This is a genomic window from Bacteroidales bacterium (genome assembly GCA_013141385.1).
Classification (GTDB): domain Bacteria; phylum Bacteroidota; class Bacteroidia; order Bacteroidales; family Tenuifilaceae; genus UBA8529.
The window spans coordinates 1-24482 of the sequence record JABFRB010000038.1; the positions used below are offsets into that span (position 1 = coordinate 1).

At 34.5% G+C, this 24482-nt stretch carries 31 protein-coding genes; 23 read left to right on the plus strand and 8 right to left on the minus strand.

Annotation, left to right across the window (positions count from 1 at the left end):
• Window positions 1-128 precede the first annotated feature (128 nt).
• From HOO91_18470 to HOO91_18495, 6 genes are all read right to left on the minus strand, one after another.
• Entirely contained in the window at window positions 129-974 is an 846-nt protein-coding gene (locus tag HOO91_18470) for a caspase family protein (GenBank protein ID NOU19545.1), read from the minus strand.
• A 421-nt stretch (window positions 975-1395) separates the two neighbouring features.
• Window positions 1396-2355 (minus strand): hypothetical protein, encoded by a 960-nt coding sequence (locus tag HOO91_18475; protein NOU19546.1) that lies wholly within the window; start codon window positions 2353-2355, stop codon window positions 1396-1398.
• A gap of 242 nt (window positions 2356-2597) precedes the next feature.
• On the minus strand, window positions 2598-3443 hold the full coding sequence (locus tag HOO91_18480) for a caspase family protein (protein ID NOU19547.1): 846 nt from the start codon (window positions 3441-3443) through the stop codon (window positions 2598-2600).
• Between the two features lie 381 nt (window positions 3444-3824).
• Window positions 3825-3974 (minus strand): hypothetical protein, encoded by a 150-nt coding sequence (locus tag HOO91_18485; GenBank protein NOU19548.1) that lies wholly within the window; start codon window positions 3972-3974, stop codon window positions 3825-3827.
• 110 nt (window positions 3975-4084) lie between these two features.
• Complete coding sequence (gene hutH, locus HOO91_18490; protein ID NOU19549.1) at window positions 4085-5581, minus strand: histidine ammonia-lyase; 1497 nt, start codon at window positions 5579-5581, stop codon at window positions 4085-4087.
• 339 nt (window positions 5582-5920) lie between these two features.
• Complete coding sequence (locus HOO91_18495) at window positions 5921-7306, minus strand: histidine--tRNA ligase (GenBank protein ID NOU19550.1); 1386 nt, start codon at window positions 7304-7306, stop codon at window positions 5921-5923.
• Window positions 7307-7577: 271 nt separating this feature from the next.
• On the opposite strand from HOO91_18495, the gene HOO91_18500 reads away from it, so the two are divergent.
• The 6 genes from HOO91_18500 (at window position 7578) to HOO91_18525 (ending at window position 12397) form a co-directional block, all read left to right on the plus strand.
• Window positions 7578-8309 carry a hypothetical protein gene (locus HOO91_18500; GenBank protein NOU19551.1) on the plus strand — a complete coding sequence of 244 codons (732 nt, stop codon included), beginning with the start codon at window positions 7578-7580 and terminating at the stop codon, window positions 8307-8309.
• Window positions 8310-8574: 265 nt separating this feature from the next.
• Window positions 8575-9441 (plus strand): sce7726 family protein, encoded by an 867-nt coding sequence (locus HOO91_18505; GenBank protein ID NOU19552.1) that lies wholly within the window; start codon window positions 8575-8577, stop codon window positions 9439-9441.
• 1 nt (window position 9442) lies between these two features.
• The gene (locus HOO91_18510; GenBank protein ID NOU19553.1) at window positions 9443-10381 is read left to right on the plus strand and encodes a sce7725 family protein; all 939 of its coding nucleotides are present in this window, start codon (window positions 9443-9445) and stop codon (window positions 10379-10381) included.
• 1 nt (window position 10382) lies between these two features.
• Window positions 10383-11429, plus strand: a complete 1047-nt coding sequence (locus tag HOO91_18515; protein NOU19554.1) for an RES family NAD+ phosphorylase — start codon at window positions 10383-10385, stop codon at window positions 11427-11429.
• A gap of 334 nt (window positions 11430-11763) precedes the next feature.
• The gene (locus tag HOO91_18520; GenBank protein ID NOU19555.1) at window positions 11764-12105 is read left to right on the plus strand and encodes a type II toxin-antitoxin system RelE/ParE family toxin; all 342 of its coding nucleotides are present in this window, start codon (window positions 11764-11766) and stop codon (window positions 12103-12105) included.
• Complete coding sequence (locus HOO91_18525; protein NOU19556.1) at window positions 12089-12397, plus strand: helix-turn-helix transcriptional regulator; 309 nt, start codon at window positions 12089-12091, stop codon at window positions 12395-12397. The genes HOO91_18520 and HOO91_18525 overlap by 17 nt, the downstream gene beginning before the upstream one ends.
• 352 nt (window positions 12398-12749) lie before the next feature.
• Here the strand turns inward: HOO91_18525 and HOO91_18530 are convergent, their stop codons facing one another.
• The gene (locus tag HOO91_18530; protein ID NOU19557.1) at window positions 12750-13721 is read right to left on the minus strand and encodes a helix-turn-helix domain-containing protein; all 972 of its coding nucleotides are present in this window, start codon (window positions 13719-13721) and stop codon (window positions 12750-12752) included.
• A 137-nt stretch (window positions 13722-13858) separates the two neighbouring features.
• On the opposite strand from HOO91_18530, the gene HOO91_18535 reads away from it, so the two are divergent.
• From HOO91_18535 to HOO91_18615, 17 genes are all read left to right on the plus strand, one after another.
• Window positions 13859-14026, plus strand: a complete 168-nt coding sequence (locus tag HOO91_18535) for a hypothetical protein (GenBank protein NOU19558.1) — start codon at window positions 13859-13861, stop codon at window positions 14024-14026.
• Entirely contained in the window at window positions 14001-14366 is a 366-nt protein-coding gene (locus tag HOO91_18540; protein ID NOU19559.1) for a nuclear transport factor 2 family protein, read from the plus strand. Before HOO91_18535 ends, HOO91_18540 begins: the two co-directional genes overlap by 26 nt.
• Before the next feature lie 27 nt (window positions 14367-14393).
• A complete protein-coding gene (locus HOO91_18545; GenBank protein ID NOU19560.1) occupies window positions 14394-14846 on the plus strand; it encodes a VOC family protein in 453 nt (150 codons plus the stop codon).
• A 184-nt stretch (window positions 14847-15030) separates the two neighbouring features.
• Window positions 15031-15522, plus strand: a complete 492-nt coding sequence (locus tag HOO91_18550) for an SRPBCC domain-containing protein (protein ID NOU19561.1) — start codon at window positions 15031-15033, stop codon at window positions 15520-15522.
• 43 nt (window positions 15523-15565) lie between these two features.
• The gene (locus HOO91_18555; GenBank protein NOU19562.1) at window positions 15566-15775 is read left to right on the plus strand and encodes a hypothetical protein; all 210 of its coding nucleotides are present in this window, start codon (window positions 15566-15568) and stop codon (window positions 15773-15775) included.
• A gap of 35 nt (window positions 15776-15810) precedes the next feature.
• Entirely contained in the window at window positions 15811-16386 is a 576-nt protein-coding gene (locus HOO91_18560) for a dihydrofolate reductase (GenBank protein NOU19563.1), read from the plus strand.
• A gap of 135 nt (window positions 16387-16521) precedes the next feature.
• The gene (locus tag HOO91_18565; GenBank protein NOU19564.1) at window positions 16522-17073 is read left to right on the plus strand and encodes a dihydrofolate reductase; all 552 of its coding nucleotides are present in this window, start codon (window positions 16522-16524) and stop codon (window positions 17071-17073) included.
• Between the two features lie 123 nt (window positions 17074-17196).
• Window positions 17197-17631, plus strand: a complete 435-nt coding sequence (locus tag HOO91_18570; GenBank protein NOU19565.1) for a VOC family protein — start codon at window positions 17197-17199, stop codon at window positions 17629-17631.
• Between the two features lie 105 nt (window positions 17632-17736).
• On the plus strand, window positions 17737-17916 hold the full coding sequence (locus HOO91_18575) for an HTH domain-containing protein (protein NOU19566.1): 180 nt from the start codon (window positions 17737-17739) through the stop codon (window positions 17914-17916).
• A 219-nt stretch (window positions 17917-18135) separates the two neighbouring features.
• Window positions 18136-18654 (plus strand): hypothetical protein, encoded by a 519-nt coding sequence (locus HOO91_18580; protein NOU19567.1) that lies wholly within the window; start codon window positions 18136-18138, stop codon window positions 18652-18654.
• Window positions 18655-18682: 28 nt separating this feature from the next.
• Window positions 18683-19840, plus strand: coding sequence for a putative glycolipid-binding domain-containing protein (locus HOO91_18585; protein ID NOU19568.1), 1158 nt, complete (start codon window positions 18683-18685; stop codon window positions 19838-19840).
• 118 nt (window positions 19841-19958) lie between these two features.
• Window positions 19959-20375, plus strand: coding sequence for a DUF1761 domain-containing protein (locus tag HOO91_18590; GenBank protein NOU19569.1), 417 nt, complete (start codon window positions 19959-19961; stop codon window positions 20373-20375).
• 96 nt (window positions 20376-20471) lie between these two features.
• Window positions 20472-20978, plus strand: coding sequence for a DUF998 domain-containing protein (locus HOO91_18595; GenBank protein NOU19570.1), 507 nt, complete (start codon window positions 20472-20474; stop codon window positions 20976-20978).
• Window positions 20979-21350: a DUF1801 domain-containing protein gene (locus tag HOO91_18600; GenBank protein NOU19571.1), complete on the plus strand. Its 372-nt coding sequence runs from the start codon at window positions 20979-20981 to the stop codon at window positions 21348-21350.
• 162 nt (window positions 21351-21512) lie between these two features.
• Window positions 21513-22049 carry a GNAT family N-acetyltransferase gene (locus tag HOO91_18605; protein NOU19572.1) on the plus strand — a complete coding sequence of 179 codons (537 nt, stop codon included), beginning with the start codon at window positions 21513-21515 and terminating at the stop codon, window positions 22047-22049.
• 188 nt (window positions 22050-22237) lie between these two features.
• A complete protein-coding gene (locus HOO91_18610; GenBank protein ID NOU19573.1) occupies window positions 22238-22807 on the plus strand; it encodes a DUF4256 domain-containing protein in 570 nt (189 codons plus the stop codon).
• A 105-nt stretch (window positions 22808-22912) separates the two neighbouring features.
• Window positions 22913-23134, plus strand: a complete 222-nt coding sequence (locus HOO91_18615; protein NOU19574.1) for a DUF2132 domain-containing protein — start codon at window positions 22913-22915, stop codon at window positions 23132-23134.
• Between the two features lie 42 nt (window positions 23135-23176).
• On the opposite strand, the gene HOO91_18620 is transcribed toward HOO91_18615, so the two are convergent.
• Window positions 23177-24397 carry an ABC transporter substrate-binding protein gene (locus tag HOO91_18620; protein ID NOU19575.1) on the minus strand — a complete coding sequence of 407 codons (1221 nt, stop codon included), beginning with the start codon at window positions 24395-24397 and terminating at the stop codon, window positions 23177-23179.
• Window positions 24398-24482 lie beyond the last annotated feature (85 nt).

Sequence of the window (24482 nt, forward strand, 5' to 3'; positions counted from 1 at the left end):
ATTCATAGTTTTCGTAGGCTTTCTCTGGGAGACCTATATTATACCCCTAATGTAATAAACATAACCTAAACTCTACTATTTCAAAGAACAATTTTTATCTTTTTTTCTTAAGTCAACGACATTGAATACTATAAATTCAAACTTCCAGTGTATGAATCTGAGTAAGAAGGAGCAACTGAAAGGCCTCTAGCATTAGCCCAAGCTATCATTTGGGTGTTAGCATAGCTGCAATCATTTTCTACGTAGATGTAACCTTGTGTATCATAACCTTTCATTTGGTAGTATGTGTATACACCGTTCTTCATTGTAGCATCACCATCATAAGAATAAAGAGTGGTGTTTGAAGCAACAGATACAATTCTACCAGTTTTAATTAAAGCGGTTTTCATTGCGCCAATTTGGCAAGCATCAAATGTGAAATACATTTTGGTACTTGTTGCATTAGTAAATTTAGTTTTAAAATAGGAACTACTAATGTAGTACATATCGGTTGAAATAATATTTCCACTGCTACCATGACCTGAGTAAACAAAAGCTATTTCATTACCTGCAATTGATCTGCTAGCAAGAGTAGTTAATGCAGATTGAATAGCGGAATTTGTTGCAGCTAGGTCAATTAAAGATGTTACTGAGTAACCTTCAGTTATCAAACGGTTTTTCCAATCAATAGCATCATCATCACAATATTGAAGATCATTTGCAGTTCCAGAATAGTTAGAAATACCAATAACTAAAGCGTATTTAGCTTTTGTACCTTCTTCAATAAGTTTTGCTGGTTCTGTGTCTTTTCCAATAACTTGATGCTGTGCAATTACTTCAGCAGGTCTAGTGTCCAAAGTTGCAAAGTCTGGTCTTACTGTATAAGAAGGTTTGTCAGAAACAGGAACGATAGTTTCATCCTTTGAGCAGCTTTGAAAAAGAACAACTCCTAATAAAGCAACAAATGCTAATTTGATCCATTTTAAATTTTTCATAAAAAAAATTGATTAGGTTAGGTTAATAAAAAATAATTAATTCATTCGAGAACTAAGTACCGCTATTTTTTAAAAAAAAGCAATTTTTATTAAGCATAATTTATTAAATATATGCATTATTGAAAAAAATGCTAATTATATTCAATTCATATTTAGCGAATTAATGTATTTATTGGTTTTTAAAATATAGAAAAAAGCGATTCTTGGCAAGGTGTATCTCTTATGTTTAATATTGGAATTAGTTCATAGGTCTGTCAAATACATGCTTTATTTTTTCTTGTATAATATTAAAAAGAAACCTCGCTCTAGGGAGCGAGGTTGTTTAGTGTGCTGTATCAATTTCAATATATTGGTATTGACGTCTAAGGCAATTAAATAAATAGTTTCTATGTGTTAGTTACTTCGGGTTAGTTATTTGTTACTACCATTTATTGTATTTGTTCAAAGCATATTTAATGGCACCACCAGTCCATTTTGTTGCCTCTTCAATCATTTTCTTTGTATAGTATACGCAATTGCTATTACCCGTTCCAGCACCTGTTGGAAATCCACTTGATACATAGTTATCCCACGCAAGTTTTGGATTGGTGCTAAAGGTGTAGTTGGATGCTCTTACAGCACTACGTATACCTGCTTTAGCATCTGTAATAGTATAAAAACTCGAACTTGCTACATTATTTACAACCTGTGAAAAGTTATGGCCTGCTGTCCAATTACTATCTATCCATGCTTCATAATCAAAATGGTGTAAAGCCATGTAAGCACCAGGGAATGAAGTGTGAAGCACAAAGGAAACATCGGTTATATAATGACAAGCATACCCTACATACCAATCTCCAAGATCACGATTGCCTATTGCATAGTAATATCCAGCATACATCCCGTTGTAACCTTCTGGACTTTCGAGTTCTCCACCATCTCCATTCAGGTTGTCGTAGAAATCGTCATCAGCATCACCCCATAGCCATTGCATACTCCCAAATAAACTCGTAACTATATATGCATGTGACCATTGTTGGTTGTATGCGTTATCAAGTCCAGACTGATAAGTATCAGGCATTTCTGCTGCATTACGCATGATTATTGCCCTGCTTTCTATAATTCCTAATTTTTTTGCACATGTATATACAAAATTCTTATGTGCGGGACATCCGTACTTAGAGTTTTGGGAATCGTTTTTTTGATAATGTTTGGCTGAAAAAGAGATTAATTGATCCTCGGGGGTGATAATTCCTGAACTTTCGTTCTTAGGATTGGCTTGATCTACTGTAGTTTGGGTAACAGTTTTATCGCCTTCTGGTGCTTCTTTACTGCAGCTGATTGTTAGCAGCGAGCAACATATAGTTGCAAAGACAATAGAATTAGATAAATTGTTTTTCATCGTTTTAGGGTTTAAGAAATTTGCATTTATTTGAAATCTATTTATTCTATAAAAGACAGAGCAAAGTGAAAGTTGGCAATGATTTTATTTAGATAAAGCGGTTTTGAGTTTAATAAGAGATCCGAACTTTTAATAAGTCCGGATCTCTAGGGTTCAACTCCTTTTTTGTAGGTTGAAGTTTTAGGTAAAACAGTTAATGCTTAATCTATACAAAGTCCAGTTATGTATAAAACTAATAGATTCTATAAATCAAAATTACCAGTGTAAGAATCAACATAAGATGGAGTAACTTTAACATGCACTGAAGCCGCCCATAGTTTCATTTGGTCACAAGCATATTGTGAATCATTCTCAACATAAATATAACCTTGTGTATCGTAACCTTTCATTTGATAGTATGTAAATACTCCATTCTTCATGGTGGCATCACCATCATAAGAATAATTTCTTGTGCCTGAAGCAACTATAACGATTCTACCTGGAGCGTTAAGCGCTGTAGTCATTGCACCTATTTGGCAGGCGTCAAAGCTAAACATCATTTTAGTACTTGTAGCAGCAGCAAATTTTGTTTTAAACCATGAGTTGTTTATATAGTACATGTCGGTTGAAATAATATTTCCGCTACTGCCATGACCAGAGTATACGAATGCAATTTCATTGCCAGCAACTGATTGGCTTGCTAATGTGTTTATAGCAGCTTCAATGTTTGCTTTGGTTGCATTTAAATCTAATAAGATGGTTACGCTGTATCCCTCGGTTTGTAAACGTGCTTTAAAATCAACAGCATCATCATCACAATATTGGAGATCATTTACAGTACCAGCATAATCTGAAATACCTACAACCACAGCGTATTTAGCTTTTGTGGCATGATCGAGAAGTTTAACAGGTTCAGCGTTTTTTTCAGTAACCTGATACTGTGCAATTACCTCAGCTGGTCTGGTATCCAAGGTTGCAAAATCTGGCCTTACTGTAAAAGAAGGTTTGTCAGAAACAGGAACGTTAGTTTCATCCTTTGAACAGCTTTGAAAAAGCACAACTGCTAATGAAGCAATAAATGCTAATTTAATCCATTTTTGAGTTTTCATAATAAATTTGATTAGGGTTAGGTTAATAAAGAATAAGTAATTAATTCGAAAACTAAGTACCGCCATTTTGTAAAAAGAAGCAATTTTAATTTAGCATATCTTATTAAAATGTTTTATTATTTAAAGGATGATGATTATATTCAATTCATATTTAGCAAATTAATCTAAATTAGAATTTATAAAATATAGAAAAAAACGATTCTTAGTAAGATATACCCACAAAGATCTCATTGGAATTAGTTTGTGGGATTGCTGACAACATGTTAAGATCTTGGTTGCTGAAAAATTCTGTTGTGTTTTATTCGATGTTTTTGCGTTGAGTAATATTCAAAAAAAGAACCCCACCCGAATGAGCGAGGTTCTTTGCAATTCTATATCTATTTAAAATTTATCCGTACCTTTTATATTACCTATAAACAAAACACATTCCATTGTCATTCCGGGCGAAGTCCCGGAATCTAGATTATAAATAACTGGATTAGCTCCGCTGATTTCCCTTCGGTCAGTTCCTGCATTATTCGCTTCGCTCATGAGCTAACGGTTCGCAGAAACCGAGCGTATTTCGCGAGTTCGCCGTAAGGCAATGACAATTTGGATTATTTATTCTTCATCAGAAATTATTGCGAACAATCATTTAAAATTTATTTCCCGAACGAACCATTCCTAATAAACTCAACCGTTTTATCCATCTCAATATACATAATTCTATCCTCTTCAATAAACGGAACAATTTCGCGGTACTGAGCCATGAAATCTTCTAAATATGGTGATGTTTTAGCCGGACGGCGGAACTCTAAAGCTTGCGCAGCATTGAACAGCTCAATAGCCAGAATCCTCTCTGTATTATCAACAACCTTAAGCAGTTTTGTTGCCGCATTTGCTCCCATACTTACATGATCCTCCTGCCCATTCGACGAGACTATTGAATCAACCGAGGCGGGTGTGCAAAGTTGCTTGTTCTGGCTAACCATTGATGCAGCAGCATACTGGGGTATCATAAAACCTGAGTTAAGACCTGAGTTGAAAACCAGAAATTCGGGTAGGCCTCTTAGCCCAGATATTAGCTGAACAACACGTCTTTCGGAGATGTTTCCAAGTTCCGATAGCGCTATAGCCATAAAATCGTAGGATAGTGCTAGTGGTTGACCGTGGAAGTTACCACCCGATAGGATTAAATCCTCATCGGGCCATATAGTTGGGTTATCGGTAACGGAGTTAATCTCGGTTAGTAGAACATTTGCAACGTAGTTCAAAGCATCCTTTGAAGCACCATGAACCTGAGGCATGCAGCGGAAGGAGTATGGATCCTGAACATGTTTTTTAGGATGTGCAATTAGCTCGCTGCCTTCCAATATCTTTCTAAAATTAAGAGCTGTTTCAATTTGCCCTTGATGTGGACGAACTTTCTGTAAATTTTCATGGAATGGCTCAATCCTACCATCATAAGCTTCAAGCGAAAGTGCACCAATAATATCGGCAAATTTGATTATTCTAAATGCTTTAAGCATGGCGTAAACACCGTGTGCGCTCATAAATTGCGTTCCGTTGAGAAGTGCTAATCCTTCCTTCGACTTCAGATCGATTGGCTGCCAGCCAAACTTCTTCATTATCTCTGAGGACTCATACCTTTTGCCTTGATATCTAACCTCTCCCAATCCTAGCAGTGGGAGGAAGAGATTTGAAAGTGGCGCCAAATCACCCGATGCACCCAACGAACCCCTATCATATACTACAGGAAGCACATCATTGTTATAAAAATCGAGGATCCGTTGAACCGTAACAATCTGAACGCCAGAGTGACCAAGCGATAGCGCATGTGCTTTAAGGAAAAGCATCAGTTTTATTATCTCTGGATTAATTTCATCTCCAGTGCTACATGCATGCGACATCACAAGATTTCGTTGAAGTTGCGATAGCTTCTCCTTTGATATATTCCGATTGCAAAGCGAGCCAAATCCTGTTGTAATCCCGTAGATTGGCGCATGTTCATTCAGCATCTTGTTATCGAGATACTCACGACATTTGGTTATCAAACCAATCGCCTCATCCGATAGTTCGAGTTTATAATGATTGTTTGCCAAATCCTCCATTAGCTCGTAGGTTAATGGCTTTGGGGAGATATAATGTACTTTACTCATTTTAGTAATGAAATTTGAAAGTTTTGATTTTGATATTATTATGCCAATGTGAATTATAAAATAAGCCCAAAGCATGTTTTATAATTCTACAATCAATGTTGTTGATTTAACGATTTTACTATTGACGCTTCCAGTTCTTACGAATCTGGAAGGTCAAACAAGTCAGTTAACCTAGCAGAGTCCGAAGGCCCTGCTAGCGTTTAAATAACCTTAAGTAAAGTTAGCGTGCAGTAATTATTGGGCTGATATGAGAAGTTCTCAGGGAACTCTGGTGGAGTTCACTTTTTTGTTTCTTGCTTTTTTGTTTGAAATTGTAAGCATTTTCTGAAAATCGATAAATTATGCTTGGTTTATTTTTCCAAGCAAGTATTCTGTCAAACTATTGAATGGTATCGTCTCTTGTTCGCCTGTAATCATGTTCTTAACCGAGAACTGGCGGTTGTGCATCTCCGATTCTCCTGCAATTACAACAAACTTAATGCTTCGCTTATTTGCGTAATCGAACTGCTTTTTAAGCTTGGTTGAATCGGGGTAGAGCTCTGCGCTAATGCCCTTTTCCCTTACGCTACGTATTGCGTTAAGGCAGTATGAGGCCTCGTATCGCCCAAAGTTGGTAAACATAACTTGGGTTGATGATATCAAATTTTCTGGGAAAAGATTTAGCTGAAGCATCACATCATAGATTCTATCTGCCCCAAACGAAACGCCAACGCCGCTCATATCCTTTAACCCAAAGATACCTGTTAAATCATCATAGCGACCACCACCGCAGAGGCTGCCAATTTCAGCATCTTTTGCTTTAACCTCAATGATAGCACCGGTGTAGTAGTTCAACCCACGTGCAAGCGAAAGATCGAGTTCAACATCGGTTTTGATTCTTCCAAGTGCCTCAAGATAATCGAAAAACTCCTCCATTTCGGCAACGCCCTTCAGCCCAACCTCCGAATCCACAATCATCTTGCGAAGTCTCTCAATCTTTCCAGGATTGCTCCCGGTTAAAGTTAGGATTGGTTGTAACTTTGTGATACCCTCCTTCGAAACACCTTTGCCCTCCAGTTCAGCAATTGCACCTTCAAGACCCACCTTATCAATCTTATCAATGGCAATGGTAATATCAATAAGCTTATCGGGGAAGCCAATAAAATCGGCAATCCAAGTTAATATCTTACGATTATTAACTTTTATAACCGTGCGAACGCCCAATTTAGTGAACACCTCGTTGATAATCATCACAAGCTCAGCCTCGTTTAGCAACGAGTTAGAGCCTATAACATCAACATCGCATTGGTAGAACTCACGGTAACGACCCTTTTGCGGCCTATCGGCACGCCAAACAGGTTGAATCTGATATCTTTTAAAGGGAAATGTTATCTCGTTCTGGTACATTACCACAAACCGAGCAAAGGGTACGGTAAGATCGTACCTTAAACCTTTATCGCAAATTGCGATAGATAATGGGTTGGGGTTACCATGTATTAAAAGTTTTGGATCGATATCTTTTGTGAAATCGCCAGAGTTTAGGACTTTGAATAGCAGCTTATCGCCCTCCTCACCGTACTTGCCAAGCAGAGTTGTAAGGTTCTCCATTGCTGGGGTCTCGATGGGCAAGTACCCATAGGTTTTAAATACTGAGCGGATAATATCGAAGATATAGTTTCTCCGAACCATCTCAATTGGTGTGAAATCCCTAGTTCCTTTGGGTATAGAGGGTTTTTGAGCCGACATTGTTTTGTTCATTATTTGAGGTTGCAAATATATTAAATAATGGTGATTTTATCGATAGCAAACGAGATAACCACAAAGCACCCAAAGTGGGTGAAAACTTAGTATGATTATTAAACCTACAGAAGAAAAATCTCTTTTGGATGGGTTGTTATTTTGGTTAATTTTGGGATAGGGATTAACAAGAAGGTTTTTATACAGTTTAATTTCAGGCATAAGTATACTTTATGGTTATATATGAATGAGTTATGTTGCATTATAATAAATACTTACAATGGATATACTAAAGGAAATATTAAAATTCTTTACTGATAAAACAAATTCGACAACTACGAAGTTTTTCGGGATAATAGTTTTTGTTTTAGTTATATTCTTTATAGACAATTTATTAGGATTCTCTTTTTATTATTCAAACAATCAAAAGATTAATCAATTATTGAATATAGAAAAATTAAAAAGAGAATGTCCCGAAAATCCTGCGATACTCTCCTCCTTAAATGAAGCAGAGGAAGATATTTTACAGAGAAAAAACATAATTAAGTCTTTCTTTGAATTATTCAGTAAAGAGGATTTTGACATTAAGAAACATAAAGCACAAATACATATAGACACCGTCTTTGTCGAAAGAATAATCAATTCTAAACCATTTAATGACACATCAAATATTCAACTACTGAAAAAAGAATCAACTCCTAAAAAAAAGGAAACGACCTTTGTTTCAAGGTCTAAACTTTGGCATACCTTATCTTCCTCTTTTATTCTAATTGTCGTATTAATTGGTTTTCCTATCATTTTCATATTTGCTGAGAAAACATTTAATTGGGACACTTTATTTGTTTTAATTTTCATTTTGATTTTTTTAGCAGGTTTGATATGGATTTATCAATTTATATTAGGATTAATACCTGTCATTATGGGTAAGGTTTGGATTAATTATTTATTAAATTCTTTTATACATGGATTTAGTATTTGGATAATAATTTATTCGATAAAGAAAAAGTCTTAAGTATTTAAAAGCGCAAATCGACAGCAAGTTTATTGCATTGGGGCTGATGACGCATTTGGAGTTTTTAACGCTTTTTGGTTGCTTTACTAATAGTGGAATAAAGATGTAGTTCCAAACTTCCAAACGCAATCAATTTGCGGAACGTTGGCCTTTATTGTCGCTCCTTGCGTAAGATGTTTTATATTAAACGATTGATAACAAGATAGTTTAATCTTTATAAATTTTTAATATTACCATTTTTGCTATTAATATTTATATTTGTGTAATGATAGAGTTAAAGAATGATATTGAAAGTTTAAGAAGTTTATCTCAGATCTTCTCCCCATCTAACTTTAAAAAAGTTGTTAGAGAGAAAGACTATTCTTTTGTTGACAAGCGATTTAATAAACATTTAAAAACAAACACGATTTACAATAGGGGTGAGTTACTAGAGTACTTGTACAAAGAAATGCAGGATAATTATAAAAGTGAATATTTATATAAAAATGTACTTATAAATAAATTGCTTCTTGGAAAGTATAGTTTAAACACTACCACAATCATTAATGAATTTAAAATTGGAAACTCCATAGCAGATTTTGTTCTTTTAAATGGTGAGGCACGTATTTTTGAAATAAAAACTGAATTTGATTCTTTAGAAAAATTAAAGAAACAACTATCTGATTATTGTCAATTTGCAAATAAAGTCTATATAGTATCAAATCATAAATTTATTGCCAAACTCATTTCAGAGTATAATAACTCAACTATTGGCATTATAGAAATAACACAGCAGAATGCGCTTAAAGAGATTAAGATTGCTCAAGAAAACGTATCCACCTTTAATCATCTAACAATATTCAAAACCCTTCGAAAGCAAGAATATCTTGAAATTATTTATGATTTATTCGGTGGTATTCCTGATGTGCCTAATACCCAAATATTCAAGGAGTGTTTAAATTTAATTCGGTCGATTGATGTTGCTTTATTCCAAAAATACGCATTTCAAAAATTAAAAGAAAGAAAGTTGAAATGTCCTAATTTCTTAAAATCTGAACAAACTCCATACGAATTAAAGCACATTTGTTATTCACTAAACATGACTGAAAATGAATATATTGAATTATATAGTTTCTTAAATCAAAAAATATAATATGTATTTCCCTTACCTTAGAGGAAAGCAATTTGAATTAATTGCGCTTCGTGAAACCAGTGATATTCTAGCAAAATATTCGAAAAAAATATCTCCAATAATTGAACCAGTTAAGAATTCCTCTACTTTAAGAACAACTCTAAAAGAGTTAATGGAAAAGGATATTAATTTTAACTTAATAATTAATCCTACTATTGGGGACTTAACTAAATCAACTAAAGATATACTTCTTATTGTTCAAGAAGAACTACGCAGTTACTCAAACTATCAGCTTGCAGTAATAGTTGAGGAAAAAACAGATATTATAAGTTTAGTTGAATTAATAAATAGATACAATTTGAAATTTATTGGCGTAACTTTAATACATAATGCAATAAGACCTAATATTTCAAATTTAATTAGTAGCATTTCAAAATATTACTCAACTACCTATAATGTTATTTATTTTCAGAAAACGAGCAGAAGATATTATCGGGAATTTGACAGCAATACACTTGTAGGTCTAGAAGATTTTTTTATATCTCAAACAAAGAATGCTGATTATTTAACAGTACAGGATAGTCAATTTTCAGAAGAACATTTGTATTATTCAAAAGATGGCTATAATGGCTTTTCCGATTTCTTAACGATTGGTGATAATTATTCTGAATCAGGCTTCCTCCCTTTTGCTGTGGCGATACATATATCATATACAGACACTGAAAACAAAATAAGAATTAAACATTTTGTTTCAGATTCAAATGATGATAATTCTGATACCGGAGGAAAATTTATTGAAGCTTTAAGAAAATTAATAAAATGGAGTGATAATAATCGTATTGAAACAAAAGCAATGAATATTTTCAGAGAACTAGACCAAAGTGGTCATTTCCCAGGCTTAGGTAGTATTAAAAAACTTTCAATAATGCACCATATTGAACTCGTATTAAAACTGATTTAAAATGAATTGCTGTTGTAATTGTTTTTCAAGTCCTTACTTATACAATATTATATCAACCGATACACGAAAAGGAGATTGTGATTTTTGTTCTACAAAGGATATTTCTATATATACTCCTCGTGAATTAATTCCTTTCTTTAGAAATATTTTAAACCTTTATGAACTAAATGATGAATTTGGTTCTGACATAATTAGTGCAATTGAAGAAGATTTTAATAATTCAATATTTAGCAATCTTGTTCAAAATAAAACAGAATTACTAAGATCAATTGTTTCTGATGAACTTGAGGAGTTTGAAAAGCTATTTACCAATAAAGTTTCATCGACACTTAAAGATGGGCTTCATCTTGAACAATCCCAGCAGATACATAATATATGGTCAAGTTTCAAAGATGAAATAAGATACATTAATAGATTTCACATTAAAAACACTATTGAATTACCAAAACTTAAAAAGTTTTTTGAAAACGAATCTTTTCACACCTTATTAAAGAAAGGTCGTATTTTTTACCGAAGTAGAATTTCTGACAAACTAGGTTATAATAAAAGCAACATGGGTAATCCTCCCAAGGAAAAAGCAACTGCAGGTAGAGCTAACCCTAAAGGTATTTCATATTTATACTTAGCAGATGATGTCGTCACTTCGATTTATGAAGCACGTGCAACTTTATATGATTATGTTTCAATTGGAGATTTTAGACTTGTTGAAGATGTTAAAGTACTAAATTTACGACAACCTAGTTATGACCCAATTAGTTGGTCAGAAGAGGAGGCAATTGATGATTATATTGTATATGTACCTTTTATTAAAACGCTTCAAAAGGAATTATCTCTTCCAATTCGTCGTTTGGATAAAGAAATCGATTATATTCCAACTCAATATTTGTCAGAATTTATAAAATCAATAGGTTTTGATGGTGTTGAATTTCAGAGTTCTTTATATAGCAAAGGTTATAATTTAGCTATTTTCTATCCCGATAAATTTGAGTGTATTAATGCTGATGTTTACGAAATAGAAAGTATTGATTTGAAACATAAAAAGCTATAATCTTGCTTTCCCCCGTTCAGGCTTAGCCTGCACGCCTAAGTCGAAAATATCCTATCAGGCTTGTACTTGAGATAAGCCAAACGTATAGAACTCATTTGGTGATTTTCCATTTCATATCAATTAAACAATAGAGTTCTTTTTTGCGCTCATTTTCGAGCGAATATGTTCTTGTGAGTTCGCAGCTTTTTGCTAACGGAGGAATGAAGATGTAGTTCAAACTCACAAACGCAATCAACTTGTAAACGATGTGGTACATAATTTTGTCGAAATTCCCAATCTTTTTTGTAAGTGTGTAACTTATAAGTTACCTTTGCGTTCAATCGGAAGATAGTTTATGGAAAAAATCCGTGAAATTGTTGCTTATAAACACTACTTTGAAGAGTTCTTGATTCAACAACCGAAAAAGGTTCAGGACAAGGTGTTCAAAGTACTTGAAGCAATCGAAACACTTGAAAGAATTCCTAGCAACTATCTTAAGCATTTAGAAGGAATTAAAGGCCTTTATGAAGCACGAATTCAGCTTGGAGATAATATATGGCGAGTATTCTGTTTCTTCGACAAAGGTAGGTTAGTAATTCTGCTGAATGGTTTCCATAAAAAAACCCAGAAGACTCCGAAGAAAGAAATTGAAATGGCGTTAAATTTAATGAAAGAATACTATGAAGGCAAAGGATAATAAAGAACTTACATCTTGGTCGGAGATTAAGAATAAGGTTTACGGCGAAAAGGGGACTGAAAGAAGAGATAATCTTGAAAGAGAAGCCGAGGCCTTTAAAATAGGCTTACTACTTAAAAAAGCACGCGAATCACGTCACCTAACCCAGGAAGACCTTGCTAAGCTAATTGACAAGAAGAGAACTTATATTTCTAGAGTAGAAAATGATGGTAGTAACATTACTTTAGGCACTTTGTTTGAATTTGTAGAGAAAGGTCTTGGCGGTAAAGTTAATATTTCCATAGACCTTTAATTGTAGAGAAATCCCTTGTTCGGCTTAATCTTCGCGCCTAGGTCGAATACATTCTATCAGGCTTGTGCCTGAGATTAGCTAAACGTATAAAACTCACTTGTAATTTTCCATTTCATATCAATTTCAATTATATCAAGTACAGAATAGAGATTTTTTTACACTCGTTTTTACGTGAATGCATTCTTGGAGGTTAGCAGTTTTTGTTAACTTTACTAACAGAGGATAAGAAAACGGTTTCAATCGAGTGTTCTTTGCGAGTTAGGCAAAAATTTCCAAACTTGACCAATATGCAATTGATGGCAGCAAGTTTAAGACACCGAAATAGCTCAATTATACCTAAGGGTCAATTAAATTACGCAACCTTGAATTTTTTCCTGTATTCCAAAGGTGACATTCCAACAATTTTAACAAACGTTTTTCGGAACGATTTTGGGTCGGAATAGCCGCTTTGTTCAACAATCTCATTAATATTGTGATTGGATTGTTCCAGCTGTTTCTTTGCCGATTCAACACGCACATTTTGCAAATACTCAATTGGCGGCACCCCGGTTGCAAGTTTAAACCTCCTAACGATATTTCTTCTGCTCGAGGGAATACTTTTAATAATCTCTTCAATCGTTTCTATCTCGCGAAATTTAGTCTCGATTCTATCCTGAACTATTTTTACCAAATCGTCATTGTGGTTATGGCTGGGTACAAAAGTGCCAAAATAGCTTTGGTTATAGCGATCCATATCAATGGCGAAAATCTTGGCAATACGAATAGCCATCTCGTTTCCACAGTATTTTTGAACAATTCGCAATAACAGATGGAAGGTTGAAGTTGATCCTCCGCTGGTGTAAAACCGTCCATCAACAGTTATTACCTGATTAGGTTTTAAAATAACAGATGGGAATGAGGCTGCAAACCGGCTACTTGCATCAACGTGTGTGGTGGCCATTTTTCCATCGAGTAAACCCGAAGCACCAAATAAAAATGCCCCGGTACAAAAACTTGCGATTTCTGCTCCCTCAAGGTATTGGCTTCTGATCCATGGAATAAATTTCTGGTTCTTTAAAAGCGTGTCCGACATATCAGTCGTAGTAAATGAAGGTATCAGAACAATATCTGCCTTGAGGTCCGTCTGTAATGACAATACCGGGTAATTATGAAATAACGCTCCCTCTGTTTCAATTAGTTCAGGGGTTCGTACTACATGAATTCTGAACGGTATTTCCTGATTATTTTCAGCAGATACACGATTAGTTGTTTCAAATACATCTAAAATTGCAGCTATACTCAACAGCTTGTAATCAGTGGGTACAATCAATCCTAAATTTTTCATTTTTCTGCTTTTTGCAAACTTAATACCTTTTTGTCTTAAATGCCCCGAAAATTGACTTTTTTGTTACTCATCTAATAACCAAAATGTTTGAACTTTGTTTTCAGGAAAATGTTTTATAAAAAACAAAAACTAAAACAATGGAATCAAAATTAGAAACTGAAATAAATCAAAGATTGAAGGATGTCGGGATTCAAAAGATCAACCCGTTTTTATGGTTTGATAAGCAGGCAGATGAGCAAAAATCAGCGGAAAATCTAACTTTTAAATCTAAATCTAATTATGACAAAAACAGAAATAGCCATTGATTTTTTAAAAATGCTTACATCTCAACGTGTAGATGTGGCTTTTGAAAAATACATTCATACCGATTTTATACATCACAATATGCACTTTAAAGGCGACAGAAATTCTTTTCTAACAGCCATCAAATCGGGTATGCAAAATGTAAAAACTGAATTTGTTGTTCTGCGGACTTTAGAAGAGAACAGCTTAGTAGCAGTTCATGCTAAAGTAAAATTTGATAATGCACCTAATTGGATTGCGCTCGTTCATTTTTTCAGATTCGAAGATGAAAAAATTATTGAAGAATGGGAAGTTTCAAATGAAGTCATGAATAGTATACCAAACGAGAATGGTGCATTTTAAAATTTATAACCCTTTAAATTTTAAACTATGGACTATAACAAAATTATTCCCAGTCTTTGGTTTAATACCGAAGGTGGTAAAATTTCAAAAGTTGTAGAATATTACAAAAATATTTTTAGCAATAATTTTGAAGAGGGAAACATCATGCCTCTTGGCGAAACACCTAGTGGAAATACAGAAATATGTGATGTGAAAATTTTTGGACAAAAGTATTCTCTAATGAGTACTGAGAAAGAGCATCATCCACTGAACGATGCCTTGTCATTTACTATCAACTGTCAGGATCAGCAAGAGATTGATAAGTATTGGAATTATTTTACCAATGATGGCGAAGAATCTCAATGCGGCTGGTGTATTGACAAATTTGGACTTCGCTGGCAAGTGTTACCTGAGAATTTGGGTGAACTGATGAGTAGGCCAAATTCCTGGGAGGTAATGATGAAGCAGAAGAAAATTGTTATTGAGGAGTATCTGAAATAACCATATCCGGGAAATATAAACAACGAGTCCCTAACATTGGTTTGGCAATAGTAGGGCTGACGATTGCATACTCAACATCTGTACTTCTATTGGGCATTTCAATGCACTAATACAGACCTGTCACAATTTATATGTATAAGAAGGTGAAACCTAATAAGATTTAAATTTTACAAAATTGACAAGTATGGATAAGCAAGATTACACTGCAACCATTTGGGTTGAGCAAAAACCACAAGTAGTTTTTGAAGCCGTCAAAAATTTTCGTGCTTGGTGGTCCGAAGAAATTGAAGGTGATACAGAGAAACTTGATGAAGTGTTTTTTTACCACTACAAAGATGTTCATCTATGTAAAATAAAACTTATCAAATTAGTTCCCTACAAAGAATTAGTTTACCACGTGGTTGACAATCAATTTAGTTTTACAAAAGACAAAAATGAATGGACAAACACGAAACTAATCTTTAGAATTTCCAGCAAAGGTGGCAAGACTAAGTTGCTATTCACCCACGAAGGATTGGTTCCAGATTACGAATGCTATAAAATTTGCTATGATGCTTGGAACAACTACATAAAAAAAAGCCTTTACGACTTGATAACTATTGGCAAGGGACAACCTAATCCTAAAGCCGGAGATGGCTTTAATGCTGAGATAGTAAAAAAATGGAAATTAAAATAAGTGACAAAAAAACAACGAACTACAAACAGTAGCTACAAACGATATGGTTGAGGTTTTCAAAACAAACGTAGAGCAGCCTGAGCACTCCGAATTGATTATAAATCAGATTATTTGTCATGTTCCTGATGGCAAAATCAATTTTGATTTGGAAGATTGCGATAAGATTTTGAGGGTTGAAGTTGAACACATTTCAAATGAAACCATTATTGGATTGCTGAACCAGAATGGCTTTTATGCCGAAGTTCTGATATGAAGTGAATATAAATCGAATGCAAAAAAATACTGAAAATGAGAAAATTAGTTTCATTCATGCACATTTCGCTGGATGGTTTTACCACAAATTCGAAGGGACAAATGGATTGGGTTTTGGCAGATAAAGAAATGTTCGACATTGCCGGACAGCAAACCCTGAAATCGGACACAGCCCTTTATGGACGGGGAACTTACGAAATAATGGAGGCTTATTGGCCTACGGCAGCCGATCAGCCAAATGCAACCAAACACGACATTGAACATTCGGCATGGTACAACAGCGTTCAAAAAATTGTTGTTTCAAAGACACTAGAAAGCTCCGAAATAAAGAATGCGAAGCTTATTAATAAGAATTTGCCAGAAGAAATCAGAAAAATGAAAAATGAAAAGGGAAAAGAGATTGTCATGTTTGGTAGTCCAACCCTTGCGCACTCATTAATGGAGGAAAATTTAATCGATGAGTACTGGCTATTCATCAACCCAATCTTGCTTGGGCAAGGCAATCCTCTATTCAAAAACCTTTCACACGAAATTAAACTGAGACTCCTGACGAGCAAAACATTTGCTTCCGGAGTAGTTTGCCTTCATTACGAAACAAGCAATCAAATTTAGCTATTAATTCAAAACTAATTTGAAAACAAGAGTAATGGCAATTCCGAAGGATGAAACTCATTGACTGTTCATATTTCAGTGTTAGCGGTCATTGTAGGACGACACCCAAAGTTTAACTGACACGAATTTTAAAATATGAGAAAAGTAATTGCAGCAATAAACATGACACTTGACGGGTTTTGCGACCATACGGCAGGTATCCCCGATGAAGAATTACTTCAGCATTATGCCGACCTGTTAAGCAACGTAAACACCGTTCTATATGGAAGGATAACTTACCAACTTATGGAATATTGGAAAGCGGTAGCGGAAAACCCTACCGGTGAAAAAGCAACGGACGAATTTGCAGTGATAATGAATAAAACCCCAAAAATAGTTTTTTCCCACACGCATAAAAATGTAGAATGGGAAAGCGCAAAGCTAGCAAATCGAGACCTTGAAGAAGAAGTTTTAGAACTCAAACAACAATCGGGCAAAGATATTTTAGTTGGCAGTCGAAGTTTAATTATTCAACTAATGAAACTCAATTTGATTGATGAATTTCAGTTTTGTGTTCACCCTGTTATAGTAGGAGGCGGTTTACCGTTGTTTGAAAACATAAACGACAGAACTATTCTTAAACTTATAAAGTCTAAAACCTTTAGCTCTGGTGCAATCACGCTTTATTATGAGCCATTAGGACAATAAACTACTAACCGCCATCCGTTAGGCGTCACTGTATTGCGACATCATGCACACAAATATTTCGCCTAAAAGATTTTAGATAAAAGAAAAATAAATCATAGAAAAACAATTTAAAAAATAAAAATTATGGCACTTATCAATCCACACATTAACTTCAATGGAAATGCCGAAGAAGCATTCAATTTTTACAAATCAGTATTTGGCGGGGAGTTCGCGATGATTAAACGCTTCAAAGATTTATCAAGCTTTGAATTCCCGATGGCAGAAAATGATGCAAATAAGATAATGCACATTGCTTTGCCAATTGGAAAAAACTTTTTAATGGCCAATGACGTTCCGGAAAGTATGGGTCAAGTAAATGAAAATGAAAACAGATCCAAAATATTTGTTAGCGCAGAAAGTCGTGAAGAAGCCGACAAGTTATTTAGCGGACTTTCAGCAGGCGGAAATATTGAAGTGCCTATTGGCGACAGTCCATGGGGTACATATTTTGGAATGTTCAGAGACAAATTCGGTATTGAATGGATGGTAGATTTTTCGAAATATAACGGACAAAAGTAACTGACGAAAAACAACGAACGCCTAACATAGGGTTTGGCAAAATGTAATCAGGGAAAATGCATTTTTTTTACTCTTCTATATAAAACAACTTAAAAACTTGATGGTATGAAAAACGAAAAACCAGAATTGTTAACAGCCGGTAAAATTGCGGCACAGTTGGGTGTATCCGGCGCCGTAGTTTCAAAAACAATTAAAGCACTCGATATTAAACCGGATTTGATAAAAGCCGGATGCAGTTATTACGGAGCAGACACAATAACGAAATTGAAAGCTTCACTTAAATAAATCAAGCGAACCTTGTCTCTTGATTTGGAATTAAGCGGATTATAGGACTCATCGGTTGGCATTATGTCAACCGATGAGTCATATCTGTCAGTTAGAATTATTGGACTGACTTTCATTTTGGTTCAAGTGTATCTCATATATCAAATGCGAGGATAAATATGCTAGTGATCATGCTAAGGGATACAACCATGAATAAAAAATTACAATAAAATTAAATAAATGGATAAGACTATCAAAAAATACACCAATGAACTAACACCCACGCAAATTGCCTGGGTGGTGAAAGATGTAGAGAAATCAAAAACTTTCTTTCTGGAAATGCTTGGTGTTACCAATTTTAGCCCGACAGTTACATCTCACCTAAAAGAGTATGAAGCAACCTATTATGGTGAACCTTCTGATGCAGAAAACCTGATTGCTATGACTTATTCAGGAGAGACATTTATTGAACTCATTCAGCCAATTTCAGGGGAAAGTATTTTTAAGGATTACATTGATAATAATCCAACAGGCGGAATCCATCATATTGCATACAGCACACCCATCACTAACCTTAATAATATAATTTCAGAGTTTGAGAATAAAGGCTTTACTGTGGTAAGCAGTTTCGACACGCCAATAGCTAAAATTGTGTTTTTCGATACACGTGAACAGATTGGAGTTTTTACTGAAATAATGGGCATAACCAAAGAAGGCGAAAAGGCTGTTCAAGAAATGAAAATTGGAATGGCACAGTAATGAATGGACAGATACTAAACTAAGTAACATGAAAATAATTTTAATTCTAACATTTTTACCATTTATCATGAATGCTCAAATAAAAGACAAGAACCAAACAATTGTATGGAAAAGTAGTTATATTAATACTACTGAATTTACAACTATTAAGTCAGATAGTTCTATTATTGTAGATGGACACATAACCGGAGAAGGATTCGGAAAGTTATTTCAGGTTTCGTACAAACTTACGATTGATCTTAAGTGGCAAATTGAAGCTTTTCATATTGAATTACTGTCTGACTCTTCTTTTACACTATCATTCCAAAAAAATAAAAATAATCAATGGGTGAATGAAAAGTGTGAAATCTTATCTAATTTTAATGAATGTACCGATATTGACATTTCCTTAACCCCCTTTACAAACACATTGCCAATTAACAGGTTGAATTTGCCAGAAGGTTCATCCAAAGAAATCAATGTAATCTATATTGATTTACCTACAACGCAATGTAAACCGGTGAAACAGCGATATACAAATCTTGGTAATGGATTTTATAAATATGAAAACCTGGTTTCAGGTTTTACTTCCAATATTGAAGTTGATGAAAATGGATTTGTACTTAACTACCCTGGCATTTGGCAGAGAGTATTTCCAACAGACAATTTGAAAACAAAATTACACGAGCAAGAAGTTTTTTCTTCCGCTCTGATTTCAGATAAACCTTCTTCTGAATTAGGAGAGAATGCTAAATTGTATGACTGGCTCATTGGCAGTTGGAAAGTAACAGCTATTGATTATTTAGATAATGGTGACAAATTACAAACAGAAGGAGAGTGGCATTTTTCTTGGATATTAGAAGGACGAGCAGTTCAAGATGTTTGGATAGCACCAAAACGAAGTGAGAGAACTCCTTATTCATCGAGGAAAGGAAATCGTTATGGAAGTACACTTAGATTTTATGATTCTTCCATACAAGCTTGGCGAATACATTGGATCAATCCAGTAAGTGGTGCATCGGATCAGCTGGTTGCAAAAAAAGTAGGCAATGACATAATACATGAGGGAAGGGACGACGGTGGAAATATAATGCGATGGAGTTTTACTGACATTAAAACTAATTCTTTTCATTGGATGGGTGAAAGTAGTTCTGACGGTGGAAAAACATTTAAGATGGAAGCAGAATTTTTTGGTACACGAAAGTAAGAATAACAACCGCTAACAATTAAGGAATCCATTGGAGGTCATTGTAAGACAACTGCCAATATTAAAGAGAAAACAGGAAAAAAATAAATATTACTAACAACTAAAACAGAAAACTAATATGACAATCAATTTAGCAGCTGTAAGTGTTGCAGCAGTAGTAGCTTTTGTTCTGGGGTTTTTATTCCACGGTCCTTTGACTGGAAAGCTATGGATGAAATTAGCGAATATTCATCCAACAGGTAACGAGAAGTTTAAAGATATGATCCCACAAATGTTGTGGAATTTTTTGGTTCAATTTATAACCGCTTTAGTTTTGGCAGTAATATATTTATTTGCGTCCTCCTCACCATATTTAGGTGGAAATGGAGTTTGGGGTGGAGTGATTTTAGCTGTTTGGCTATGGTTTGGTTTTTTGGTAACCTCTTCATCTATCGAGGTTATTTGGATGGGGCGAAATTATAAATTATGGTTGTTTGAAGTGGTTTGTTCTCTGATTGTAATGGTTACAATGGGTGCAATAATTGCAAGTTGGTGAGGAATGGGAATCTTAATTGACATTATATTCTTGAAAATTTTAGAACAAAGACCTTATAGGAATATCTCATTCCTGTAACAGAGTAATATAAAGTATTTGAACATTGCTTTTATACTTTTAGGAATATCGTTTCTAAGTTTGGGATGGTATATCGTAAAAGAAATATCGCAAACTGGAGCGAAAATTGGTGGTTGGTTATTAATTTTATCCTCATTTGGGAATTTACTGTCTGGATTTTTTAATACAGACCCTGCAGGTACCATCTCCGAAAAAATGACACTAAGTGGACAAATACACGGAGCGGCAGCAGGATTATTAGGTTTCATGATTTTAGCAACTATGTTTATTTTTTGGCAATTCATTAAACAACAAGGGTTTAAGCCATTTAATAAACCGATATTAATAAGTACAATACTTGTTTGGACAACCGAAATATCTCTAATATCTGCAATGGGAGTATATCTGAGTAAAACCAATGGAATGTTAACTCCAGAAACACCAATAGGTTGGTTTGGCAGATTAGTAATAATTTGTTGTGCAGTTTGGGTTATTGTTTGTGCCACAACCCTTGGCAAAATTGAAAACATAAAAGTTGACAAATAAATGGCAAATTATAAATTTGTGTCTGTTGATGATTATTCTAGACATATTCCTAAAGAGCATTCAAAACAATTTTCAGAATTGCGAAACAATATAAAATCAACCATTCCGGAAGCAGAGGAGATAATAAGTTATAATATGCCCGCATACAAATACAATGGTATTCTGGTGTACTTTGCATTTTTCCCAAATCATATCGAATTTTATCCAACGCCTTCAGGGATAGCTAAATTTAAAGAACAACTTCGTGATTTTGTATTCGCAAAAGGTTCAATAAAGTTCTCGTTTGATAAAGAATTGCCTAAGAAACTTATTGAAGACATTTGCAAATTCAGACTTGATGAAAAAAAAAGAAATAAAAAAACGAATCACTAACAAAGACTATAACAACTAGCGGGTGAATTATATAATTTATGGTTTTGTCGCCCACATGTGCATTTGTGTTGGCTGACAGTTAGGTATCACGCAATCATCTGCTTGTTATGGTTTCAGTTGTTGGCGCTCATTGTAAGAAGAATTGCTATACTAATACTTACTATGAAAACAAATAAAACTGACGATATAAAGATTGTAAATACTACCAAAAATGATTGGGATAAGGTAATCTGGCTTTTTGAAAAAGCTATGGAGCAAAACGGAAAAAATGGGTATAAAGTTTGGACGGAAATTGATAAATATGGATTAGAAAAAGATATTGAAAACCAACTTCAATATAAAATTGTCCAGAACGATAATGTTTTATGCATTTTCAGCATCCAATATAACGACCCTTTTATTTGGCGTGATAAAGATAAGAATGATGCGATTTATTTACACAGAATTGTTGTAAATACAGCCTTTAAAGGGCAAAATCAATTTGAAAAAGTGATGAATTGGGCAAAACAACATGCCCGACAAAACGCCTTAAAGTTTATAAGAATGGACACTTGGGCGGATAATGAAAAAATCATAGACTATTATAAGTCATTTGGATTTGAATTTATTGAAAACTACCAAACTACAAATTCAACTGAATTGCCAATTCAAAACAGAAACTTAAATGTAGCATTATTAGAAATGGAATTGAATGACTAATAACAAACAATGAACTGCTAATATGTGGTTTATCCAATGGGATTGAAATGCAGGTATGAAGATTTTTAGTGCTTTAGTAATAGTTTAACAGTGGATAGATGTGTTGCTATTTACCACCACTCCGTTTTTAGCAACCGTTGGGGTATAACCAATTGCAAGATATTGTAAGCAAATCAGAATAATACATTATGACAATGGAAAATAAAAAGGAGTTGTCATCGGAACAACGTGAAGAACTAATAGGAGCATTAAAAGCTCGTTTTGAGAAAAACATAAATCGCCATAAAGGTCTTGAATGGGCTAAACTACAAGCAAGGTTGGAAGGTAATGCTGAAAAACTGTGGTCGCTCAGTGAGATGGAAAGAACTGGCGGTGAACCAGATGTTGTTGGTCTTGATAAAGATACTGGAGAATACATTTTTTATGATTGTTCAGCGGAAAGCCCTAAAAGCCGCAGAAGTGTTTGTTATGATCGTGAAGGGTTGGAATCAAGGAAAGAACATAAACCAGAAAATAATGCTATTGATATGGCCGCTGCCATTGGTATTGAACTTTTAACGGAGGAGCAATATCGTGAGTTGCAGAAACTTGGAAAGTTCGATACTAAAACATCGAGTTGGGTGAAAACACCTGCTGAGATTAGAAAACTCGGTGGTGCACTCTTTTGTGATCGTCGTTACGACCATGTATTTGTGTATCACAATGGTGCAGAATCTTACTATGGTGTTAGAGGGTTTCGCGGCTCGCTCAGGGTCTAAATTTATCTCATTCTTGTAGATACAGACAAGGCTTCGAAAACCCTAACATTTCATAGAGCAAAACGCTAAAACAGCTATCTTTGCTCCGAATAATTTTAGTTTTCAATGGAATCACAACCCAATAACCCCCTTCATGGCAAGACCTTAGAGTCAATTCTTAACTATTTGGTTGATTATTATGGCTGGGATGAACTATCGAAGAGAACTCGAATAAACTGTTTTAGTAAAGATCCAAGCATAAAATCAGGCCTGAAATTCCTTCGTAAAACTGACTGGGCAAGGAAAACGGTTGAGGATTTCTATTTATATACTATTAATAGGAGGTAACACCTTATTGTATTAGTAGTTGAAAAGTTGGATACACAGATTTTATGAATTCACTATATCATTTAACCTTTTAACCTCAGATCTTAATCGCTTTAGCTCAATTTTTTGAAGTTCACCCTGATGGATAAATTTTTCTAACTCTATGTTATTAGCGGATAACGATTTTCTTAACCTGATAATATAGTAGATAAGAAGGCCTAGGCTTATGACCAAACAAACTAGAATAAGTTCAAGAACAAGTTTACTTATTGGTTCTTTTGACTCATATGGGTTATATAAAAACTCATCAATATCCTTGTAATGCTCGATAAAACCTTGTTGGGAGAGAATTTCTACTATATCTAACCATCTCTCCCTGTTTGAATGTCCAACTTCTATGAACTCAGGGTTTATCAATTTGCGAATTTGCTCCGATTCACGTAAAAGATACTCAGCAGTTTTTATGGATTGGTACTTTGATTGAATAATATTTATTATCTCTTCTGGGTGATCGAGTGCATACTTCCATCCCTTAATGCTGGCATTTCTAAACTTTCTAACCCTATCGGGGTGGTTGTCAACTTCCTCTTTGGACGTAAATAAACAATCCGAGTAGAAATTAATTCCGTAATTTCTGGGATAAATCAGCCTATAAGGAATGCCAAACTTATCGAGAAAAAACGGTTCGTTTGTAGTATAAACGGCTAATGCATCAATTTTGTTTGCTAATAGATTGTTTAGCGAAAATGTAACACTCTTTACATTAATCTGATTAACGTTAACCCCCTCCTTAGATAGCATTGTGAATATATCTATTCCCGTTTTGTCCTTATCGATTTCAACTGATTTACCAACTAAATCTTTTGGGACAAAAACGTTCGAGGAGGATTTTACAAGTAATGCCGATGGCGAGTTTTGCATCATACAAGCAAGAACCACTAAGGGTTTGCCTTCCATGTAATACACTACCAGTTCTGAATTTGCAACTCCATACTGTGCACCACCATTTAACACCTCATTAGTTGTTGAGGTTGATTCATTAGCTTCTCTAATCTCTACATTTAGTCCAGTTTCCTTGTAGTAACCTTTCTCTAAAGCAGCATAATATCCAGCAAACTGAAACTGATTTTTCCATTTTAGCTGCAATACCACTTTCTCCTTTTTAAAATTTTGGGCTAGTGTTGATGAGTAAAAAAGGATTACTAATACTAAACAAGCAACCTTTCTGGCAACAATACAAAAACTCGAATCTGTTTTACTAATATATTTATTTATGGAATACATTGATATGTAGACAGTATGCGTTGTTTGAATGTTGTATGGTATTTATCGATTTTTTTATAATGAAACATAGCATTTTTTTCTTAAT

Bases quoted from the DNA above. Each gene is read 5' to 3' on its own strand.
- HOO91_18545 (NOU19560.1), top strand. From the start codon at position 14,394: ATGGACTATAACAAAATTATTCCCAGTCTTTGGTTTAATACCGAAGGT.
- HOO91_18525 (NOU19556.1), top strand. From the start codon at position 12,089: ATGAAGGCAAAGGATAATAAAGAACTTACATCTTGGTCGGAGATTAAG.
- HOO91_18495 (NOU19550.1), bottom strand. From the start codon at position 7,306: ATGTCGGCTCAAAAACCCTCTATACCCAAAGGAACTAGGGATTTCACA.
- HOO91_18530 (NOU19557.1), bottom strand. From the start codon at position 13,721: ATGAAAAATTTAGGATTGATTGTACCCACTGATTACAAGCTGTTGAGT.
- HOO91_18590 (NOU19569.1), top strand. From the start codon at position 19,959: ATGACAATCAATTTAGCAGCTGTAAGTGTTGCAGCAGTAGTAGCTTTT.
- HOO91_18570 (NOU19565.1), top strand. From the start codon at position 17,197: ATGGCACTTATCAATCCACACATTAACTTCAATGGAAATGCCGAAGAA.
- HOO91_18585 (NOU19568.1), top strand. From the start codon at position 18,683: ATGAAAATAATTTTAATTCTAACATTTTTACCATTTATCATGAATGCT.
- HOO91_18475 (NOU19546.1), bottom strand. From the start codon at position 2,355: ATGAAAAACAATTTATCTAATTCTATTGTCTTTGCAACTATATGTTGC.
- HOO91_18485 (NOU19548.1), bottom strand. From the start codon at position 3,974: ATGAGCGAAGCGAATAATGCAGGAACTGACCGAAGGGAAATCAGCGGA.
- HOO91_18520 (NOU19555.1), top strand. From the start codon at position 11,764: ATGGAAAAAATCCGTGAAATTGTTGCTTATAAACACTACTTTGAAGAG.
- HOO91_18565 (NOU19564.1), top strand. From the start codon at position 16,522: ATGAGAAAAGTAATTGCAGCAATAAACATGACACTTGACGGGTTTTGC.
- HOO91_18610 (NOU19573.1), top strand. From the start codon at position 22,238: ATGACAATGGAAAATAAAAAGGAGTTGTCATCGGAACAACGTGAAGAA.
- HOO91_18535 (NOU19558.1), top strand. From the start codon at position 13,859: ATGGAATCAAAATTAGAAACTGAAATAAATCAAAGATTGAAGGATGTC.
- HOO91_18500 (NOU19551.1), top strand. From the start codon at position 7,578: ATGGATATACTAAAGGAAATATTAAAATTCTTTACTGATAAAACAAAT.
- HOO91_18620 (NOU19575.1), bottom strand. From the start codon at position 24,397: ATGTATTCCATAAATAAATATATTAGTAAAACAGATTCGAGTTTTTGT.
- HOO91_18580 (NOU19567.1), top strand. From the start codon at position 18,136: ATGGATAAGACTATCAAAAAATACACCAATGAACTAACACCCACGCAA.
- HOO91_18615 (NOU19574.1), top strand. From the start codon at position 22,913: ATGGAATCACAACCCAATAACCCCCTTCATGGCAAGACCTTAGAGTCA.
- HOO91_18505 (NOU19552.1), top strand. From the start codon at position 8,575: ATGATAGAGTTAAAGAATGATATTGAAAGTTTAAGAAGTTTATCTCAG.
- HOO91_18575 (NOU19566.1), top strand. From the start codon at position 17,737: ATGAAAAACGAAAAACCAGAATTGTTAACAGCCGGTAAAATTGCGGCA.
- hutH (NOU19549.1), bottom strand. From the start codon at position 5,581: ATGAGTAAAGTACATTATATCTCCCCAAAGCCATTAACCTACGAGCTA.
- HOO91_18540 (NOU19559.1), top strand. From the start codon at position 14,001: ATGACAAAAACAGAAATAGCCATTGATTTTTTAAAAATGCTTACATCT.
- HOO91_18470 (NOU19545.1), bottom strand. From the start codon at position 974: ATGAAAAATTTAAAATGGATCAAATTAGCATTTGTTGCTTTATTAGGA.
- HOO91_18560 (NOU19563.1), top strand. From the start codon at position 15,811: ATGAGAAAATTAGTTTCATTCATGCACATTTCGCTGGATGGTTTTACC.
- HOO91_18605 (NOU19572.1), top strand. From the start codon at position 21,513: ATGAAAACAAATAAAACTGACGATATAAAGATTGTAAATACTACCAAA.
- HOO91_18510 (NOU19553.1), top strand. From the start codon at position 9,443: ATGTATTTCCCTTACCTTAGAGGAAAGCAATTTGAATTAATTGCGCTT.
- HOO91_18480 (NOU19547.1), bottom strand. From the start codon at position 3,443: ATGAAAACTCAAAAATGGATTAAATTAGCATTTATTGCTTCATTAGCA.
- HOO91_18600 (NOU19571.1), top strand. From the start codon at position 20,979: ATGGCAAATTATAAATTTGTGTCTGTTGATGATTATTCTAGACATATT.
- HOO91_18550 (NOU19561.1), top strand. From the start codon at position 15,031: ATGGATAAGCAAGATTACACTGCAACCATTTGGGTTGAGCAAAAACCA.
- HOO91_18555 (NOU19562.1), top strand. From the start codon at position 15,566: ATGGTTGAGGTTTTCAAAACAAACGTAGAGCAGCCTGAGCACTCCGAA.
- HOO91_18515 (NOU19554.1), top strand. From the start codon at position 10,383: ATGAATTGCTGTTGTAATTGTTTTTCAAGTCCTTACTTATACAATATT.